We start from the raw sequence: 17868 nt of genomic DNA on the forward strand, positions 1-17868 counted from the left end.
AAACACAGGGGTATCTGCGCTGATCAAGCATGCAAATGACGTCAATGGACTGTATGTTCGGCCTTGAAGCCCCCGTGTCGGGCGCCCGGTCGCCCTCGGTCTGAGACCGATATTGTTATCGGGATAAAGATTTCGGCAAAACAAGTTGTGCGCACGGCTTTATAACACGAAAATATGCCGATGCGTTATGCCGCCGGCCTGTGCCGGCGAGCTTCTCCTGAGATTCGATCCTCGCCATGCCCCGTCCAATCAAAGTTTCGATTCATACCGCAGCACTTGCCCACAATCTCGATGTCGCCCGTCGTCACGCGCCCAATGCCAAGGTATGGGCCGTAGTGAAGGCCAACGCCTACGGACACGGCATCGAAAACGCTTATCCCGGATTGCGCGACGCCGACGGTTTCGGCCTGCTCGACCTCGACGAGGCCGTGCGTTTGCGTGAACTCGGATGGGCAGGTCCCATTCTGCTGCTCGAAGGTTTCTTCAAGCCGGAAGACCTGGCCGTCATCGACAAATACGGCCTGACGACGACCGTGCACAGCGACGAGCAACTGCGCATGCTCGAAACCACGCGGCTGAGCAAGCCGCTCAACATCCAGCTCAAGATGAACTCCGGCATGAACCGTCTCGGTTTCGCGCCCGAGCGTTTTCGCGCTGCGTGGGAACGTGCCCGCGCGATTGCCGGCGTCAGCCAGATTGTGCTGATGACGCACTTTTCGGACGCCGATGGCGAGCGCGGCATCGCCTATCAGATGGAGACGTTCGAGCGCGGTGCGTGCGACGTGCCCGGCGAGCGCAGTCTCTCCAACTCCGCTGCGACGTTGTTCCATCCGAGTGCGCATGGTGCGTGGGTGCGTCCCGGCATCATGCTGTATGGTTCGTCGCCGAAGGGGCTCGAAGTGACGGCGGCGCAACTCGATCTGCAACCCACGATGACGCTCGAAGCCGAATTGATCGGCATTCAGGACGTCCCGGCCGGTGGCACGGTTGGCTACGGCAGCGTGTTCAAGGCGGAGGCGCCGATGCGTGTGGGCACCGTGGCGTGCGGCTATGCCGACGGCTATCCGCGTGTCGCTCCGACCGGCACGCCGATTCTGGTCGACGGGGTGCGCACGCGCACGATCGGCCGCGTGTCGATGGATATGCTGTCCGTCGATCTGACGCCGGTGCCGCAGGCGCGTGTGGGTACGCCGGTCACGTTGTGGGGACGCGGTCTTTGCATCGACGAGGTGGCGGCTTCGGCCGGCACGCTCGGCTACGAATTGATGTGTGCGGTGGCGCGTCGCGTGCCGCTTCACGCTTTCTGAGCGTCACCACAGGAATTGCTGCATGGCTAAAGCCAAGACCGTCTACATCTGTACCGAATGCGGTGGTCAAACCCCCAAGTGGGCGGGGCAATGCCCCAACTGCAACGGCTGGAACACGCTCGTCGAGTCGGTGGCGGAAGCGTCCACGGGGCATCGCTATCAGTCGCTCGCCAAGAGTACGCCGGTCCGCAAGCTGGCGGAAATCGAAGCCTCCGACGTTCCGCGCTTTTCCAGCGGTGTGAGTGAGTTCGACCGCGTGCTGGGCGGCGGTCTGGTGGCGGGCGGTGTCGTGCTGATCGGGGGGGATCCCGGGATCGGCAAGTCGACGTTGCTGCTGCAATCGCTCGCGCATCTCGCGCGTGAACGACGCGCGCTGTACGTGAGTGGTGAAGAGTCGGGGGCGCAGATCGCGCTGCGTGCGCAGCGCCTCGGCCTCGGTGCCGCAGGTGAGGGCGGAGGTGAGCTGGATCTGCTGGCGGAAATCCAGTTGGAGAAGATTCTCGGCGCGATCGAATCCGAGAAGCCCGACGTGGTCGTCATCGACTCGATTCAGACGATCTACTCGGAAGCGCTGACGTCTGCCCCCGGATCGGTAGCGCAGGTTCGTGAGTGCGCTGCGCAACTGACCCGCACGGCCAAGCAGAGCGGCGTGACGGTCATCATGGTCGGTCACGTGACGAAAGAAGGTAGCCTCGCCGGGCCTCGCGTACTGGAACACATCGTCGATACGGTGCTGTATTTCGAAGGGGATACGCATTCGTCGTACCGTCTGGTCCGGGCGTTCAAGAACCGCTTCGGTGCGGTGAACGAGCTGGGGGTGTTCGCGATGACGGAGAAGGGGCTGCGCGGCGTGGCCAATCCGTCGGCGCTGTTCCTCTCGCAGCATGAGCAGAGCGTGCCCGGGTCGTGCGTGCTCGTGACGCAGGAGGGAACGCGTCCGCTGCTCGTCGAAGTGCAGGCGTTGGTCGATACGGCGCAGGTGCCGAATCCGCGGCGTCTCGCCGTCGGGCTGGAACAGAACCGACTGGCGATGTTGCTGGCGGTGATGCACCGGCACGCAGGCATCGCCTGCTTCGATCAGGACGTGTTTCTGAATGCCGTTGGCGGCGTGAAGATCACGGAGCCGGCGGCGGATCTGGCAGTGTTGCTTGCGATTCACTCGTCGCTGCGTAACAAGCCGTTGCCGCGCGGCATCGTCGCGTTCGGCGAAGTTGGCCTCGCAGGCGAAATCCGGCCGAGTCCGCGCGGTCAGGATCGACTCAAGGAAGCCGCCAAGCTCGGGTTTTCGATTGCGATCATTCCGAAAGCGAATGCCCCGAAGCAACCGATCGACGGGCTGGAAGTGCACGCCGTCGACCGTCTGGAACAGGCGATATCGGTCGTGGCCGGTTTGTGATGCCGCAGACATGAATGAAAAAGCCGCTTCGATGCGAAATCGAAGCGGCTTTTTTTAACACCGGGATTGATGCAGCGGTGTCGGGTGTCGGGGAATTCCCGGCATCGGACGTGCCTGCCCGTGCTCCCGTGCTGTCTGGGCTATCCCGTCAGATGATCTGCTCGATGGCTTCCTGCGCTTCGAGCCACTCGGCTTCCACATCCGCGAGCTTGGCCGTGACCTCGGCTTGCTGTTTGAGGCTGTCGGTCAGAAGCGTCTTCTTCTCCGCTTCATAGGTGCCGCTGTCGGCGAGAATCGCGTCCAGCTTCGCTTTCTCATCCGAGAGCTTGCTTATCGTCTGCTCCAGCTTCTCGATCTTGCGCTGAAGCGGTTTGCGCAATTCCGACAGACGCTGACGCTCCTGTGCCTCAGCGCGTTTCTGATCCTTGCGATTGACGCCGTCGTCACCCGCGTTATCGCTGCCACCGCTGCTGGCTTCCCGCGCTGCCGCGCGTTGGTCCGCTGCGTGTTGCAGCAGCCAGTCGCGATAGTCGTCGAGATCGCCATCGAACGCTTTCACTTCGCCGCCCGCGACCAGCAGGAACTGATCGGTCGTGGCACGCAGCAGGTGCCGATCGTGTGAGACGAGAATCAACGTGCCGTCGAACTGGGCGAGGGCCATCGTCAGGGCATGACGCGTTTCGAGGTCCAGGTGGTTGGTCGGTTCGTCGAGCAGAAGCAGATTCGGCTTTTGCCAGATGATCAGCGCCAACGCGAGGCGTGCCTTTTCGCCGCCGGAGAATGGGGCAATCGATGCCGTCGCCATGTCGCCCCGGAAGTTGAAGCCACCGAGGAAGTCGCGCAACTCCTGCTCACGCGTGTCCGGCGCGAGACGCTGCAAGTGCTGCAACGGCGAGTCGTCATGACGCAGTGTCTCGACCTGATGCTGTGCGAAGTAGCCGATCTGAAGGCCCTTGCCGGTCTTGACCGTGCCGGCGAGGGGCGCAAGCGTGCCGGCCAATGTCTTGATGAGGGTCGACTTCCCCTGACCGTTGGCACCGAGCAGGCCAATGCGTTGCTCGTTCTGCACCGACATCGTGACGTGCGGCAGGATGATCTTGTCGCTGCCATCGTCGAGTGCATAACCGCATCGCACGGCTTCGAGCACGAGCATGGGATTCGGGGCGCTGTCGGCCGGACGGAACTCGAACGTGAACGGCGACGCCACATGCGCGGGCGCAATGCGCTCCATCTTCTCGAGTGCCTTCATCCGGCTTTGCGCCTGTCGGGCCTTCGACGCCTTGGCCTTGAAGCGCGTGATGAACGATTCCAGATGGGCAATCGTCTTCTTCTGCTTCTCGAATGCGCTTTGTTGCAGCGTCAGTTGCTGGCCGCGCAGGATTTCGAACTGGCTGTAGTTGCCGCCGTAACGCTTGATCTGCTGGTTCTCGATGTGCAGGGTGACGTTACAGACTTCATCCAGAAATTCGCGGTCGTGGGAAATCACGATCAGCGTGCCCGGATAGCGCTTGAGCCAGTCTTCGAGCCAGACGATGGCGTCGAGATCCAGGTGGTTGGTCGGTTCGTCGAGCAGCAGTAGATCTGACGGGCACATCAGCGCTTGCGCCAGATTTAGGCGCATGCGCCATCCGCCGGAGAAGCTGGCGACGGGCAACTGGGTCTGCGCGAGCGTGAAGCCGAGGCCGAGCAGCAGGGCTTCGCCACGCGCCGGGGCGGTGTAGCCGTCGGCGTCGGCGAAGGCGGCGTGTGCTTCGGCCTGGGTGTGTCCGTCATGTGCGGCTTCGGCGGCGGCGATGGTCGCTTCGATCTCGCGCAGGCGTGTATCCCCGTCGAGGACGTAGTCGAGCGCCGTGCGTTCGACCGCGGGCGTTTCCTGCATCACATGCGCGACGCGCCAGCCGCTGGGGACGAAAACGTCGCCGCCATCAGCATGCAGTTGTCCGCGCAGCAAGGCGAACAGTGTTGATTTGCCCGCGCCGTTGGCGCCAACGAGGCCGACGCGCTCGCCCGGGTTGAGCGTCACGGAGGTGTCCTCGAAGAGCGGCTTCGTGCCGCGCGCGAGGCTGAGGTGTTCGAATCGGATCACAGCGGGAACGGCAGCGGGCGAGCACGAGAGTGCCGGCGGGCCGCCGTGTTGAGCGGAAAAACGCGTATTTTACCGACTGTGGGTGAATTGTCTGCGGAAATCGTCGGGAGACATCACGACGTGCATCAACGGCGGGACTCGCCAAGGGCTGCGGGAGCCTTCATGAAGCGAGTTTGCCGGTGAGATGGCGCCCTTGACGAGGCACGCCGTCTTAGTTTTCTCCCGTCCGGATCACCCGTGTGGCGCGGCGATGACTACAAAATCGGGGCGAACAGCCGTGACACGCGCATCACGATCTGACGCCATTTCGGAATCTTCCGAAAGTCATCTTTGTTCAGGAGTGTGGCGTGTTCGAAGTCGTTGGTCAGCATATAGGCGACGTCGTCAGCAAACGCCCGGTCGACAGTCAGCAGCATGAGCTCGAAATTCAGGCGGAACGATCGGTTATCGAGGTTCGCGCTACCCACTGCGGCTGCGCTGTCGTCGATCAGCACGACCTTCTGATGAATGAAGCCGTGGTGGTAGCGATAGACATTGATGCCGCTACGGGCGGCTTCGTAAGCGTACGAGGTCGTCGCTTCGAACACCACGTAGTGATCGGGCCTGTCGGGGATCAGTATGCGGACGTCGACACCGCGTAGCACCGCCAGACGCAGCGCCGAGAATACCGCTTCGTCCGGCACGAAATAGGGCGTGGTGAGCCACACGCGCTGTTGCGCGGCGTTGATCGCGGTGACGAAGAACAGCGACGATGTCTCCAGACGATCGGCCGGGCCGCTCGGTACGACCTGGCAGTGCATGTCCTCGCCGGACGCGACAGGTTGCCGGTTCAGTTCCGGTACCGTACCGGTGCACCAATGCCAGTCTTCGGCAAAGGCACGCTGGATACCGACGACTGCGGGCCCGCGCACCGAAATATGCGTGTCGCGCCACGGCGCGAGCGGTGGCTTTTCTCCGAGGTACTCGACCCCGACGTTGTGCCCGCCTATGAATGCCTCGTTGCCGTCGATCACCACGATCTTGCGGTGATTGCGGAAGTTCAGTTGGAAACGGTTGACGAAGATGCCGCGCCTTTTGGCGGCGAACTCATGCACCTGCACGCCGCCCTGACGCAGCTTTTCGCAGTAACTGCGCGGCAGATCATGACTGCCGATGCTGTCGTAAAGGAAATAGACCTTCACGCCGGTCGCGGCGCGGGCCAGCAAGTGTGCAGAAAGTGCGCGACCGAGGGCGTCGTCCTTGACGATGAAGAACTGCACGATGATGTAGTCGCGTGCACGGTCGATGGCGGCGAAGATCGCGTCGAACGTGGCGCGGCCGTTGACCAGCAGCCGAACACGGTTGCCCGCGACGAAGGACATGCCGGTCATCGCAGTCAGCGAGGCGAACTCCGGATGGGCTTCCATCGCGACGGGCGGCTCGCCGCTCCATTGCGTCTCTCCCATGCGCGATTGCAACGCTTCATTGCGTGCGCGACGCGCCTCCACATAACCGACGAATTTCGAGCGGCCGAGGAACAGGTAAGGGATGAGCGTGAGATAAGGCATCGTCACGAGCGATACGGCCCATGCCACGGCGCCTTGTGACGTACGAACCGTCAGGACCGCATGGATCGCGGCGGCGATCCCTAGGGCATGCAGACAGGCGACGGCAAAGCCGACGTCGAGCCAGTTGAGCACCATGACGGACTACCTTCCTCCATGCCGTGAGTCGCGCGGACCCGGGAACCCGAGTGTAACCGGGGTGCGTGAACTTAGGCGAGGGGGAATCGGCGAACATGCCGGGACATCGATGTCCGCCGGTGTTGCCGTGGATTCAGGGAAGATCCGCGGCTTGTACCAGAAAGACCATGTCGTCGCCGGCGCTGGTTGCCAGCCACGTGATCGGCAGGTCGGGGAATGCCGCTTCGACGAACTCGCGTTCGTTGCCGATTTCCACGACGAGCACACCATCGTCCGTCAGATGTTCGCGAGCGCCCGCGATGATGCGACGCACGACGTCCATACCATCGTCCCCACCGGCCAGCGCCAGGCGCGGCTCATGAAGATACTCGGCCGGCAGCATCTGCATCGATCCTTCGTTCACGTACGGCGGATTGGTGATGATGACTTCGTAGCGCTTGCCCTCAGGCAGCGGGGCGTACAAATCGCCCAGGTGAAGCGCGACGCGATCGTCGAGACCGTAGTCCGCCACGTTGATCCTGGCGACGTCCAGCGCGTCCGGCGAAATGTCGACGGCATCGATTTGTGCCGCCGGGAATGTCTCCGCCGCGAGAATCGCGAGGCAGCCCGAACCGGTGCAGAGTTCGAGGACGTCTGCCACGCTTTCGGCATGGTTGACCCACGGCTGCAACGCATCTTCGAGCAGTTCGCCGACGAACGAGCGCGGCACGATAACGCGCTCATCGACGTAGAACCGATGGCCGTGCATCCACGCTTCGTTCGTAATGTACGACGCCGGTACACGCTCGCCGGCGCGGCGATTGATCACCGACAGCGCGCGCGTGATTTCCTCGGGCAACAAACGTGCGTCGAGAAACGGATCGAGCGTATCGATGGGCAGATGGAGCGTGTGCAGCAGCAGGTAGGCGGCTTCGTCGTAGGCAGACGCCGAGCCGTGACCGAATGCAAGCTCGGCTTCGGTGAAGCGCGACACTGCGTAGCGCAGCAGGTCGCGCAGCGTCTGGAAAGGGTGAGGGGTCTGGGTCGTCATGATGATGGATTCGCCTCGCACACCTTACGCGACCAGGCGCTTCAGCACGCCACGATAGACGTTCTTGAGCGGCTCGATGTCAGCCACGGCAATGTGTTCGTCGATCTTGTGGATGCTGGCGTTGCACGGGCCGAATTCGATCACCTGCGGGCAGATGCGCGCAATGAAGCGGCCATCCGACGTGCCGCCGGTCGTCGACAGTTCGGTCTCGAGACCGGTTTCCTCGCGAATGGCGCTCGATAGGGCGTCCGACAGATCGCCGCGCGGCGTGAGGAACGGTTGACCGCTGATCGACCAGTCGATGGTGTAGGTCAGGCCGTGGCGGTCGAGCAGTTCATGCACGCGTTGCTGGAGCCCGTCGGACGTGCTGGCCGTCGAGAAGCGGAAGTTGAACATCACCATCAACTCGCCCGGAATGACGTTGGTCGCGCCGGTGCCTGCGTGGATGTTCGAAATCTGCCAGGTCGTCGGCGGGAAGTATTCGTTGCCGTTGTCCCACACGGTCTGCGTCAGCTCGGCGAGCGCCGGGGCGAACACGTGCGTCGGGTTCTTGGCGAGATGCGGGTAGGCAATATGACCTTGCACGCCCTTGACGATGAGCTTGCCGGACATCGAGCCACGACGGCCATTCTTGACCATGTCGCCCAGGCGTTGACTGGACGTCGGTTCGCCGACGACACAATAGTCCAGACGCTCACCGCGTGCCTGCAACGCTTCGACGACCTTCACGGTACCGTCGGTGGCGGGGCCTTCCTCGTCGCTCGTCAGCAAAAAGCCGATGGCGCCGGCGTGGTCCGGATGTTGGGCGACGAATTCCTCCGAGGCGACGACGAAGGCGGCGAGCGACGTTTTCATGTCGGCAGCACCGCGTCCGTAAAGCATGCCGTCGCGATGCGTCGGTGCGAACGGGTCGGAATGCCATTGCTCGACCGGGCCCGTCGGAACGACGTCGGTGTGGCCTGCGAAGACGAGCAGTTTGCCGTCGGTGCCGCGCGTGCCGCGCTTGACCGCCCACAGGTTGGTCACGCCGTTCGAGGCGATGGTCTCGCACGCGAAGCCGATCGCCGTGAGGCGGCGCGCCAGAATGGCCTGACAGTCGCGGTCTTCGGGCGTCACCGAGTGACGGGCGATCAGTTGCTCGGTAAGCGCCAGCGTGGCGCCTTGGGAGGAAGTCATGAAATCAGAATCGTGAAGCGTAGCTGTCGGGCGTGAAGCCCACGGAAACCTTGCCGTCGGCCACCAGCACAGGGCGCTTGATGAGCGACGGGTTTTCGATCATCAGGGTGCGGGCGACCGATTCGTCGGCCGCCGCAGCCTGTTGCTCCGGCGTGAGCTTGCGCCACGTGGTGCCCTTGCGGTTGAGCAACGTGGCGAGCGGCACCTGAGCGAGCCAGGTACCCAGCAGTGCGTCGTTCACGCCCGCCTTCTTGAAGTCGTGAAAGTCGTACGCCACGTCATGCTCGTCGAGCCACGTGCGCGCCTTCTTCACGGTATCGCAGTTGGGAATGCCGTACAGCACCGCTGTCATTGCCTGAACTCCTGATGTCGCAATTGCAGAAACAAGGCGCGAGGCAGGCACGTCGCATCACGCCGTGGTTGGCGCTACGACACCCGCCTCGCAATACCGCGCTGGCTTATTCGCCGCGCAGCAGATCGTTGATGGCCGTCTTGGCGCGCGTTTGCGCGTCGACCTTCTTCACGATCACGGCGCAGTACAGGCTGTACTTGCCATCCTTCGACGGCAGGTTGCCCGGCACGACGACCGAGCCGGCCGGCACGCGGCCGTAATGCACTTCGCCCGTTTCGCGGTCGTAGATCTTGGTCGACTGGCCGAGGTACACGCCCATCGAGATCACCGAGTTTTCTTCGACGATCACGCCTTCCACGACTTCCGAGCGGGCGCCGATGAAGCAGTTGTCTTCGATGATGACCGGGTTGGCTTGCAGCGGCTCGAGCACGCCGCCGATGCCCACGCCACCCGACAGGTGAACGTTCTTGCCGATCTGGGCGCACGAACCGACGGTAGCCCACGTATCGACCATGGTGCCTTCATCGACGTAAGCGCCGATGTTGGTGTACGACGGCATCAGCACGACGTTCTTGCCGATGAACGAGCCGCGACGGGCCACGGCCGGCGGCACCACGCGGAAGCCGCCGCGTGCGAAGTCTTCGGCGGTGTAGTCGGCGAACTTGCTCGGCACCTTGTCGTAGAACTGGCTGAAGCCGCCGGCGGGCATCACGGCGTTATCTTCGAGGCGGAACGACAGCAGCACGGCCTTCTTGATCCACTGGTTCACGATCCACTGGCCGTCTTGCTTCTGGGCGACGCGCAGGGCGCCGGCGTCCAGTTCGGCGATGACGTGCGAGACAGCTTCGCGGACTTCGGCGGGGGCGGACTTGGCCGAGATCTCGGCGCGGTTTTCCCAGGCTTGGTCGATGATGGTTTGCAGTTGTTGCGACATGGCGAGAATCGTTTGCAGTGAGGATTAAAGGGATTGGCAGAATTGCACGATGCGCTGTGCGCCTTCGGTGCATTCGTCCACATCGGCCACGAGGGCGATGCGCACATAGTTTTCGGCCGGGTTGGCGCCGTGCGCCGCGCGTCCCAGATAGGATCCGGGCAGTACGGCCACATTGTATTGCGCCAGCAACTGGCGCGTGAATTCCGTATCGGACAGGCCGGTCTTTGCATCGACCTTCGCCCACAGGTAGAACCCGGCGTCCGGCAGGCGTACGTCGAGCACTTCGGCGAGCATCGGCGTGACCGTCTGGAATTTCTTCAGATACTTGCTGCGGTTCAGGCGCACGTGTGCTTCGTCGTTCCATGCGGCAATGCTCGCGGCCTGCACGGCCGGGCTCATCGCGCAGCCATGGTAGGTACGGTAGAGCAGGAATTTCTTGAGGATGGCGGCGTCGCCGGCGACGAACCCCGAGCGCATGCCCGGCACGTTCGAACGCTTGGACAGGCTGGAGAACACGACCAGACGCTCGAAACCACGACCCAGTTGGTGCGCCGCAGCGAGACCCCCCAGCGGCGGGCGCTCTTCGTCAAAGTAGATCTCGGAATAGCACTCGTCCGAAGCGATCACGAAGCCATACTGGTCGGACAGTTCGAACAGGCGCTTCCAGTCGGCCAGTCCCAGCACGGCGCCGGTCGGATTGCCCGGCGAGCACAGGTAGACGAGCTGGACGTCGCGCCAGACGTCGGCGGGCACCGCGTCGTAGTCCGGTGCGAAGTTGCGTGCGGGGTCGCTGTCCGCGTAATAAGGCGTGGCGCCGGCGAGCAGCGTCGCACCTTCGTAGATCTGATAGAACGGGTTCGGGCACAGCACCCGGGCGCCCGGTTTGCTGCCGTCGACGACTGCCTGGGCAAACGAGAACAGGGCTTCGCGGGAGCCGGTGACCGGCAGCACTTCCGTCGCCGGATTGACGTTGGGCAGCGCGTACCGGCGTTCCAGCCAGTGGGCGATGGCCGAGCGCAGCGGCTCGCCGCCTGCCGTGGCGGGATAGTTCGAGAGACCGCCCAGCCCTTCGATCAGGGCTTCCTTGATGAACTGTGGCGTGGGGTGCTTGGGCTCCCCGATGCCGAAGCTGATGGCCTTGTACGCGCTCGCGGGCGTGACGTCCGCGACGAGCGACTTCAGGCGTTCAAAGGGGTAGGGCTGGAGCTTGTCGAGTAATGGGTTCACTTGGATTCAAACAGACTCAGGGCTAGGGGTCGCGACGCCATTCATGGCGTCGACGAGCAAATTCGGGGCCGCCCGGGGCCGCACAGGGCGACTGGGCGAGATCTGGGACGCGTCGGTGCGCAATGCGACACCCTACCTTTCATGGCAGCAGGTCCGGCGCGCGGCAAGCCGGATATAGGCCTGCGCTTATCCGTTTCATCACGCGAAGGGGTTCCCGGACGCGTTCAAGAATGGCAAGATCGGTAAAGCGAAAATTATACCGTCACGGCGCCCACAAAGCGCGATCACCGCGTAATTCAGCACATTCCGAGGCGCCAATAAGGCAAGTCTGCGGAGTATCTCAGGTTTTTCAGGAGTCAACAGCATGACCGTAGCCGGTAACGGCGCGCGTGGACCGGAGTCGGCTGGGTCCGGCGCCGCCAGCACCTCTTTGGGCGCACGAGCCGCGCCAGCTCTGGCCATTCTCATCGGATCGTCCGTATGGGGGCTGGCCTGGTTTCCCTATCGAATGCTTGCCCAATGGGGCGTAGCGGCCGTGCCCGCCCAGATATGCACCGCCTCCGTGGCCATCCTGCTGCTCACGGTGGTCTATCGCCGCTCGCTCGGCACGCTGCGATGGTCCTGGCTGCTCGTCGGCGTGGCGTTTGCCGGCGGCACGACCAATGTCGCGTTCGTCTGGGGCACGACCCACGGCCATGTCATGCGGGTGTTGCTGCTGTTCTATCTGACCCCGGTGTGGACGGCGTTGTTTGCCCACTGGCTGCTGGGTGAGCGTGTGGGGTCGCGCGGCGTGGGGCTGATTGCGCTCGCGCTGGGTGGTGCCGGGCTGATGCTCTGGTCGCCTGAACTTGGCTGGCCTGTGCCGAACAACCCTGGCGAGTGGGCGGGGGCGATTGCCGGTGCGGCGTTCGCGATGAACAACGTGTTGCTGCGGCGCGTCAGCCAGTCGCTGCCGGATGTGCGCGGCGAAATGCGTAGCTGGACGCTATATCTTGGCTGTGTGGTCGGCGGCCTGCTGGTGCTGCCGTTCGACGGTGGGGTGCAGGGTGGACAGGCCGCTGTCTCGGCGCTGACCTCGAGCGCTGCGACCGCGGCGGTTGCGCTGGCGCTGGGGTGCACCATTGCACTGACCAACGTCATCGTTCAGTTCGGGCTGGCGAGGGTGCCGGCCAATCAGGCCGCGCTCATCATGCTTTTCGAAATCGTCGTGGCGGCGATCTCGTCGTGGTGGCTGGCCAGCGAGGGGCTGGGGGCGCGGGAAATCGCGGGTGGGTTGTGCATCGTGGCGGCCGGCGTGCTCTCCGGAATTTTGCCCGATTCGCGGCGTTGTAAATCCGCGACGGCGGGGGATGCGATGGTATGATGCGTACCGTCGCTGTATCGCCGTAAGCAAGGCGGAAAGCAGCAAGAAATTTGCAGTAATGCGGCCTGCCCACGCCAGCGTGCGCAGGCCCGACAGGACCAGCTAGCGCGTCTGCGTCTTTCCCATCATTCAATGACCGATAAAGCGAACCTGCCGTGCGTCTGACTTCCATCAAACTCGCTGGCTTCAAATCCTTCGTCGACCCGACGAACTTCGCGGTGCCCGGCCAACTGGTCGGGATCGTCGGCCCGAACGGGTGCGGCAAATCCAACATCATCGACGCCGTGCGCTGGGTGCTCGGCGAGTCGCGCGCCTCGGAGCTGCGCGGCGAATCGATGCAGGACGTGATCTTCAACGGGTCGACTGCCCGCAAGCAGGCGAGCCGCGCCAGCGTCGAACTGGTGTTCGACAATAGCGCCGGGCGTGCCGCCGGGCAGTGGAGCCAGTACGCCGAAATCGCCGTCAAGCGCGTGCTCACGCGCGACGGCACCTCCAGCTACTACATCAATAACCTGCCGGCTCGCCGCCGCGATATTCAGGACATCTTCCTGGGGACCGGTCTCGGGCCGCGTGCCTACGCCATCATCGGGCAGGGGATGATTTCCCGGATCATCGAGGCCAAGCCGGAAGAGTTGCGTGTGTTCCTCGAGGAAGCCGCGGGCGTTTCCAAATATAAGGAACGTCGTCGCGAGACGGAGAACCGGTTGCAGGACACGCGCGAGAACCTCACGCGCGTGGAGGACATTCTTCGCGAACTCGGCACGAACCTCGAAAAGCTCGAATCGCAGGCGGTCGTCGCCAATCGATTCAAGGACTTGCAGCGCGACGGGGAGGAGAAGCAGCAACTGCTCTGGCTGCTTCGGAAGAACGAAGCACAGAACGAGCAGGAGCGTCAGCAACGCGCCATCGAATCGGCGCAGGTCGATCTCGAAGCGCAAATGGCGCGCTTGCGCGGCTCCGAGTCGGACCTCGAGACACTGCGCGCGGCGCATTACACGGCCACCGATGCCGTGCAGGCCGCACAAGGCGCCATGTACGAGGCGAACTCGGAAGTCAGCCGTCTCGAAGCCGAAATTCGTTACGTCGTCGAATCGCGTAATCGCGTGCAGGCCCAACTGGCGGCGCTGACGTCGCAGCGCGAGCAGTGGCAGGCCCGTTCGGCACAGTCCGAAGAAGAACTGGCACTCGCCGAAGAAGAGCTCATCATTGCGGAAGAGCGTGCTGCGACTGCACAGGATCAGGCCGCCGAGCAGAATGAGGCGCTGCCTGCGCTGGAATCCGGCTGGCGCGACGCGCAGAACCTCCTCAACGAACAACGTAGCGAGATCGCGCAGGTTGAGCAGAGTCTGAAACTTGAAGCCGCGCATCAACGTAATGCCGATCAGGCATTGCAGCAGTTGCAGCAGCGCCAGGAGCGTTTGCAGGGCGAAGCCCGCGGGCTCGACAAGCCCGATGAGGCCGAGCTGGAGATGCAGCGGGCCGATCTGGCCGAACATCAGGCGATGCTCGAAGATGCGCAGGCCGAACTGGCTGATGCACAGGAGCGTCTGCCGCGCCTCGAAGCCGAGCGTGCCGAAGCACAAGCCCGGGTGCAGTCCGAGGCTGCGACGATTGCGCAGCTTGAGGCGCGTCTGACGGCGCTCAAGCAGCTCCAGGAAAGTGTGCAGACGGAAGGCAAGGTGCAGCCGTGGCTCGACAAGCACGAGCTGGCGCAACTGCCGCGTCTGTGGAAGAAGCTGCATATCGAGCCGGGCTGGGAAAACGCGCTCGAATCGGTGCTGCGCGAGCGTCTGGCTGCGCTGGAAATCAGCAACCTCGATTGGGTGAAGGCCTTCGCGAGCGATGCGCCGCCGGCCAAACTGGCGTTCTATTCGCCGCCGCCTGCTGCGCGTCCCCAAGAAGCGCCCGCGTCGCTGCGCCCGTTGTTGGCGTTGTTGCGTATCGACGATCCGGGCCTGCGCGCGGTCTTGCAGGAATGGCTCGGTCACGTGTTCGTCGCCGACGATCTGGCGCAAGCCATGGTCGTGCGGGCGCAACTGCCCGAGGGCGCGTCGATTGTCGTCAAGGCGGGCCATCAGGTAACGCGTGTCGGCGTGCAGTTGTATGCCGCGGACTCCGAACAAGCCGGTTTGCTCGCCCGTCAGCAGGAAATTGAGAATCTCGGCAAGCAACTGCGCGCACAAGCCTTGCTCTCCGACGAAGCCAAGTCGGCGGCGGTGCGTGCCGAGGCGGCGTACAGCCAGGCGGCGCAGGCGCTGACGGAAGTTCGTGCCCGCGCCGAGCGTGCCACGCAACGTGTCCACGCCCTGCAGATGGACGTGCTCAAACTCACGCAAGCCTACGAGCGCTATAACGCCCGCAGTACGCAGATCGACGAAGAACTGCGTGAAATTACCGCGCAGATCGAAGAGCAACTGGCCATGCGGGCCGAGTCGGAGGCGAACTTCGAGCAAAGCGATTCGCGTCTGGCGGAATTGCAGGCCACGTTCGAAGACGGCCAACTCGAGTTCGAGTCGCTCGACAGTCGACTGTCCGATGCGCGCAACCGTGCCCGTGAGCTCGAGCGTCTGGCGCAGGAAGCGTCTTACGGTCAGAAGGGCATCTCGAGCAAGATCGACGAACACCGTCGCAGTATTCAGACGGCGCTCGAACAGGCCGAGCGTCTGGTCGTCTCGATCGAGCAGGCACAGGCGGAACTCGCACAAATCACCGAGCAAACCGCAGAAAACGGTTTGCAGGACGCCCTCGAACTGCGTGCCGAGAAGGAAGAGATTCTCGGCGCTGCACGTATCGAACTCGATGCTCTGACGCAGAAGCTGCGCCAGAGCGACGAAGAACGGCTGGCGGCCGAGCGCGGGTTGCAGCCGCTGCGCGATCGCATCACGGAACTGCAGTTGAAGGAGCAGGCGGCGCGGTTGAATCGCGAACAGTTCGTCGAGCAACTGACGACCGCCGAAGTCGACGAAGAGGCGCTGTCGGCCAAGCTGACGACGGATATGAAGCCGTCGTATCTGCAAGGTGAAGTGACCCGCATCAACAACGCGATCAACGCACTCGGCCCGGTCAACATGGCCGCGCTGGAAGAGTTGGAGACGGCGCGCGAGCGCAAGGTCTTCCTCGATGCGCAGTCGGCCGACCTGAACGACGCCATCGAGACGCTCGAAGGCGCCATCCGCAAGATCGACGAAGAAACGCGCGTGTTGCTGCAAGGCACGTTCGACGAAGTGAACAAGCATTTCGGCGAGCTGTTCCCGATGTTGTTTGGCGGCGGACAGGCGAAGCTCATCATGACCGGCGACGAAATTCTCGACGCAGGTGTGCAAGTCATGGCGCAGCCCCCGGGCAAGAAGAACTCTACGATTCATTTGCTGTCTGGTGGAGAGAAGGCGCTCACGGCCATTGCGCTGGTGTTCGGGATGTTCCAGCTCAATCCGGCGCCGTTCTGTTTGCTCGACGAGGTTGATGCGCCGCTCGACGACGCCAACACCGAGCGCTACGCCAAGATGGTGGCGCGCATGTCGGACCGTACCCAATTCGTATTTATTTCGCATAACAAAATCGCGATGGAAATGGCCAATCAGCTCATCGGCGTCACCATGCAGGAGCAAGGGGTGTCGCGGATTGTGGCTGTGGACATGGAGTCAGCGATCAATCTGGCCGAGATCGCCTGACCCCGCGCCCACGATGGAGAAGAGAGAGGAACGCCGCGCATGAATGAACTGCAGCTGAGCTTGATTGCCGCAGGGGTAGTGGTACTGCTGGGGGTAGTGGCCTATAACGCCTGGCAAGGCAGCAAGGCACGGGCACGCATACCGCGTCGGATGCCGGTCGACGGTGCAGGCATCGATGCGACCGCCGGTGCGCCGGATGCCGACGACGACCGCCCGTTCATCGAACCGACGCTTTCGCCGCCGCGCGTACCCGCGCAATCGGGCGAGCGCCGTGAACCGACGCTTGGGCCGGCAACGGCGACGACGTCGGTGCAAGACGCTTTTGCCATCAACGAAGATGCCTGGGATGCGCCGCCGGCGGCTCGCAAGCGTGCTGCGCAGGAGGCCGCCGCTCGCGCTGCGGCCGAGGCGGGTGGTGCCGGGGAGTCGGGTGAGTCGGTGGCGACGGCACAAGTTGCTGATGCCGAATCCGCCGCCCGACAGGAAGATGATGCCGTAGCGCGCGATGCACAGGAAGCCGATGCGGTCAGCGCCGTGGCTCGCGTCGATGCAGAACTGGCTGCCGACGATACGGTCGACGCGGCGACGGCCGGTGCCGTCGCTGCTGCTGCCGGAGCGCCGGACGTTGCCTCTGCTATCGAGGGTGCCCCCGTCGTTCCTGCGGCGACCGCTGCGCCATCGACGCAGGTGGCAGCGCCGCGTCCGGCTGTGCCGAGCGGTCCGCCCCCGATCATCGACGAACGTATCGATTGCATCGTCGAGTTGCCGTTGGCGAATATGGTGGCTGCGGAGCGTCTGATGCCGCTGACGGTGCGCATGCGCCGTGCGGGCAGCAAGCCGGTCAACGTGGAAGGCCGTCTGGACGAGGCGTCGTCCTGGGAGCCGATTCGCACGGGTGGACGCTATCACCAACTGCGTATGGCGGTACAACTGGCCAACCGCGCGGGTGCACTGAACGAGGTGGAATTCTCCGAATTCTCGAATCTCGTGCAAACGCTGGCGGACGCCGTCGACGCCTTGCCGGAACTGCCCGACATGATGGAGACGGTGGCCCGAGGCCGTGAACTCGATGCGTTCGCCGCGCAGTGCGACGCTCAGCTTTCGGTCAACGTGCTGTCGGACGGTGCGCCGTGGTCGGCGAACTACGTGCAGGCGGTGGCGACGCAGGACGGTTTGTTGCTCTCGCGTGACGGCATGCGCTTCGTCAAGCTCGACGCCCGCCAGAATCCGGTGTTCATGCTGCAATTCGGCGACACGAACTTCCTGCGCGACGACCTCACGTACAAGGGCGGTGATCTGATCACGATGCTGCTCGACGTACCGGTTGCCGACGAAGACCTGCTGCCGTTCCGTCTGATGTGCGATTACGCACGCTCGATCGGGCAACGCATTGGCGGCCGGGTTGTGGACGATCAACGTCGCCCGCTTTCGGATGCTGCACTGCAAAACGTCGACAAGCAGTTGCTCAAGTTGTACGAGCGCCTTGAGGCCCGTGGGCTACCGGCCGGTTCGCCTGTGACGCGCCGCCTGTTCAGCCAGTAAATTCAGGGCCGACGCGACAACGGACGATACCTAAGCCATTCGTTTTCGAGCCGCGTTCGATGCACGCCGTTCACCGTCGGGTGAGCGGCGTTTTTGTTCCGA

Annotated in this window: 12 protein-coding genes; 5 read left to right on the forward strand and 7 right to left on the reverse strand. The window is 63.5% G+C overall.

The features are described from left to right. Positions 1-236: 236 nt before the first annotated feature. Positions 237-1307: an alanine racemase gene (gene alr, locus A9762_RS26565; protein WP_069344959.1), complete on the forward strand. Its 1071-nt coding sequence runs from the start codon at positions 237-239 to the stop codon at positions 1305-1307. 22 nt (positions 1308-1329) lie between these two features. After that, positions 1330-2703, forward strand: a complete 1374-nt coding sequence (radA, locus tag A9762_RS26570; RefSeq protein WP_069344960.1) for a DNA repair protein RadA — start codon at positions 1330-1332, stop codon at positions 2701-2703. 148 nt (positions 2704-2851) lie between these two features. Here radA and A9762_RS26575 read toward each other — a convergent pair whose 3' ends face one another. The 7 genes from A9762_RS26575 to dapC all read right to left on the reverse strand — a co-directional run bounded on the left by A9762_RS26575 (position 2852) and on the right by dapC (position 11190). Then, positions 2852-4789, reverse strand: coding sequence for an ATP-binding cassette domain-containing protein (locus tag A9762_RS26575; protein ID WP_069344961.1), 1938 nt, complete (start codon positions 4787-4789; stop codon positions 2852-2854). A gap of 254 nt (positions 4790-5043) precedes the next feature. Next, positions 5044-6471 carry a cardiolipin synthase gene (cls, locus tag A9762_RS26580; protein WP_069344962.1) on the reverse strand — a complete coding sequence of 476 codons (1428 nt, stop codon included), beginning with the start codon at positions 6469-6471 and terminating at the stop codon, positions 5044-5046. A 133-nt stretch (positions 6472-6604) separates the two neighbouring features. After that, the gene (prmB, locus tag A9762_RS26585; protein WP_069344963.1) at positions 6605-7501 is read right to left on the reverse strand and encodes a 50S ribosomal protein L3 N(5)-glutamine methyltransferase; all 897 of its coding nucleotides are present in this window, start codon (positions 7499-7501) and stop codon (positions 6605-6607) included. A gap of 24 nt (positions 7502-7525) precedes the next feature. After that, positions 7526-8677 carry a succinyl-diaminopimelate desuccinylase gene (dapE, locus tag A9762_RS26590; RefSeq protein ID WP_069344964.1) on the reverse strand — a complete coding sequence of 384 codons (1152 nt, stop codon included), beginning with the start codon at positions 8675-8677 and terminating at the stop codon, positions 7526-7528. A gap of 4 nt (positions 8678-8681) precedes the next feature. Next, the gene (locus A9762_RS26595) at positions 8682-9029 is read right to left on the reverse strand and encodes an ArsC family reductase (protein ID WP_069344965.1); all 348 of its coding nucleotides are present in this window, start codon (positions 9027-9029) and stop codon (positions 8682-8684) included. A gap of 106 nt (positions 9030-9135) precedes the next feature. Next, positions 9136-9963, reverse strand: coding sequence for a 2,3,4,5-tetrahydropyridine-2,6-dicarboxylate N-succinyltransferase (dapD, locus tag A9762_RS26600; protein WP_069344966.1), 828 nt, complete (start codon positions 9961-9963; stop codon positions 9136-9138). Between the two features lie 24 nt (positions 9964-9987). Continuing rightward, positions 9988-11190 carry a succinyldiaminopimelate transaminase gene (dapC, locus tag A9762_RS26605; protein WP_069344967.1) on the reverse strand — a complete coding sequence of 401 codons (1203 nt, stop codon included), beginning with the start codon at positions 11188-11190 and terminating at the stop codon, positions 9988-9990. 364 nt (positions 11191-11554) lie between these two features. Here dapC and A9762_RS26610 point away from each other — a divergent pair, with 364 nt between their 5' ends. From A9762_RS26610 to A9762_RS26620, 3 genes are all read left to right on the forward strand, one after another. Further along, a complete protein-coding gene (locus tag A9762_RS26610) occupies positions 11555-12553 on the forward strand; it encodes a DMT family transporter (protein ID WP_083254322.1) in 999 nt (332 codons plus the stop codon). A 155-nt stretch (positions 12554-12708) separates the two neighbouring features. Continuing rightward, positions 12709-16224 carry a chromosome segregation protein SMC gene (gene smc / locus A9762_RS26615; RefSeq protein WP_069344968.1) on the forward strand — a complete coding sequence of 1172 codons (3516 nt, stop codon included), beginning with the start codon at positions 12709-12711 and terminating at the stop codon, positions 16222-16224. A 39-nt stretch (positions 16225-16263) separates the two neighbouring features. Then, positions 16264-17766, forward strand: coding sequence for a cell division protein ZipA C-terminal FtsZ-binding domain-containing protein (locus A9762_RS26620; RefSeq protein ID WP_069344969.1), 1503 nt, complete (start codon positions 16264-16266; stop codon positions 17764-17766). Positions 17767-17868 lie beyond the last annotated feature (102 nt).

This window comes from Pandoraea sp. ISTKB (assembly GCF_001721285.1).
Classification (GTDB): Bacteria; Pseudomonadota; Gammaproteobacteria; order Burkholderiales; family Burkholderiaceae; genus Pandoraea; species Pandoraea capi.

Excerpts from the sequence above, each read along its gene's own strand:
- alr (WP_069344959.1), top strand. The coding sequence starts at position 237 with ATGCCCCGTCCAATCAAAGTTTCGATTCATACCGCAGCACTTGCCCAC.
- radA (WP_069344960.1), top strand. The coding sequence starts at position 1,330 with ATGGCTAAAGCCAAGACCGTCTACATCTGTACCGAATGCGGTGGTCAA.
- cls (WP_069344962.1), bottom strand. The coding sequence starts at position 6,471 with ATGGTGCTCAACTGGCTCGACGTCGGCTTTGCCGTCGCCTGTCTGCAT.
- prmB (WP_069344963.1), bottom strand. The coding sequence starts at position 7,501 with ATGACGACCCAGACCCCTCACCCTTTCCAGACGCTGCGCGACCTGCTG.
- dapE (WP_069344964.1), bottom strand. The coding sequence starts at position 8,677 with ATGACTTCCTCCCAAGGCGCCACGCTGGCGCTTACCGAGCAACTGATC.
- A9762_RS26595 (WP_069344965.1), bottom strand. The coding sequence starts at position 9,029 with ATGACAGCGGTGCTGTACGGCATTCCCAACTGCGATACCGTGAAGAAG.
- dapD (WP_069344966.1), bottom strand. The coding sequence starts at position 9,963 with ATGTCGCAACAACTGCAAACCATCATCGACCAAGCCTGGGAAAACCGC.
- A9762_RS26610 (WP_083254322.1), top strand. The coding sequence starts at position 11,555 with ATGACCGTAGCCGGTAACGGCGCGCGTGGACCGGAGTCGGCTGGGTCC.
- A9762_RS26620 (WP_069344969.1), top strand. The coding sequence starts at position 16,264 with ATGAATGAACTGCAGCTGAGCTTGATTGCCGCAGGGGTAGTGGTACTG.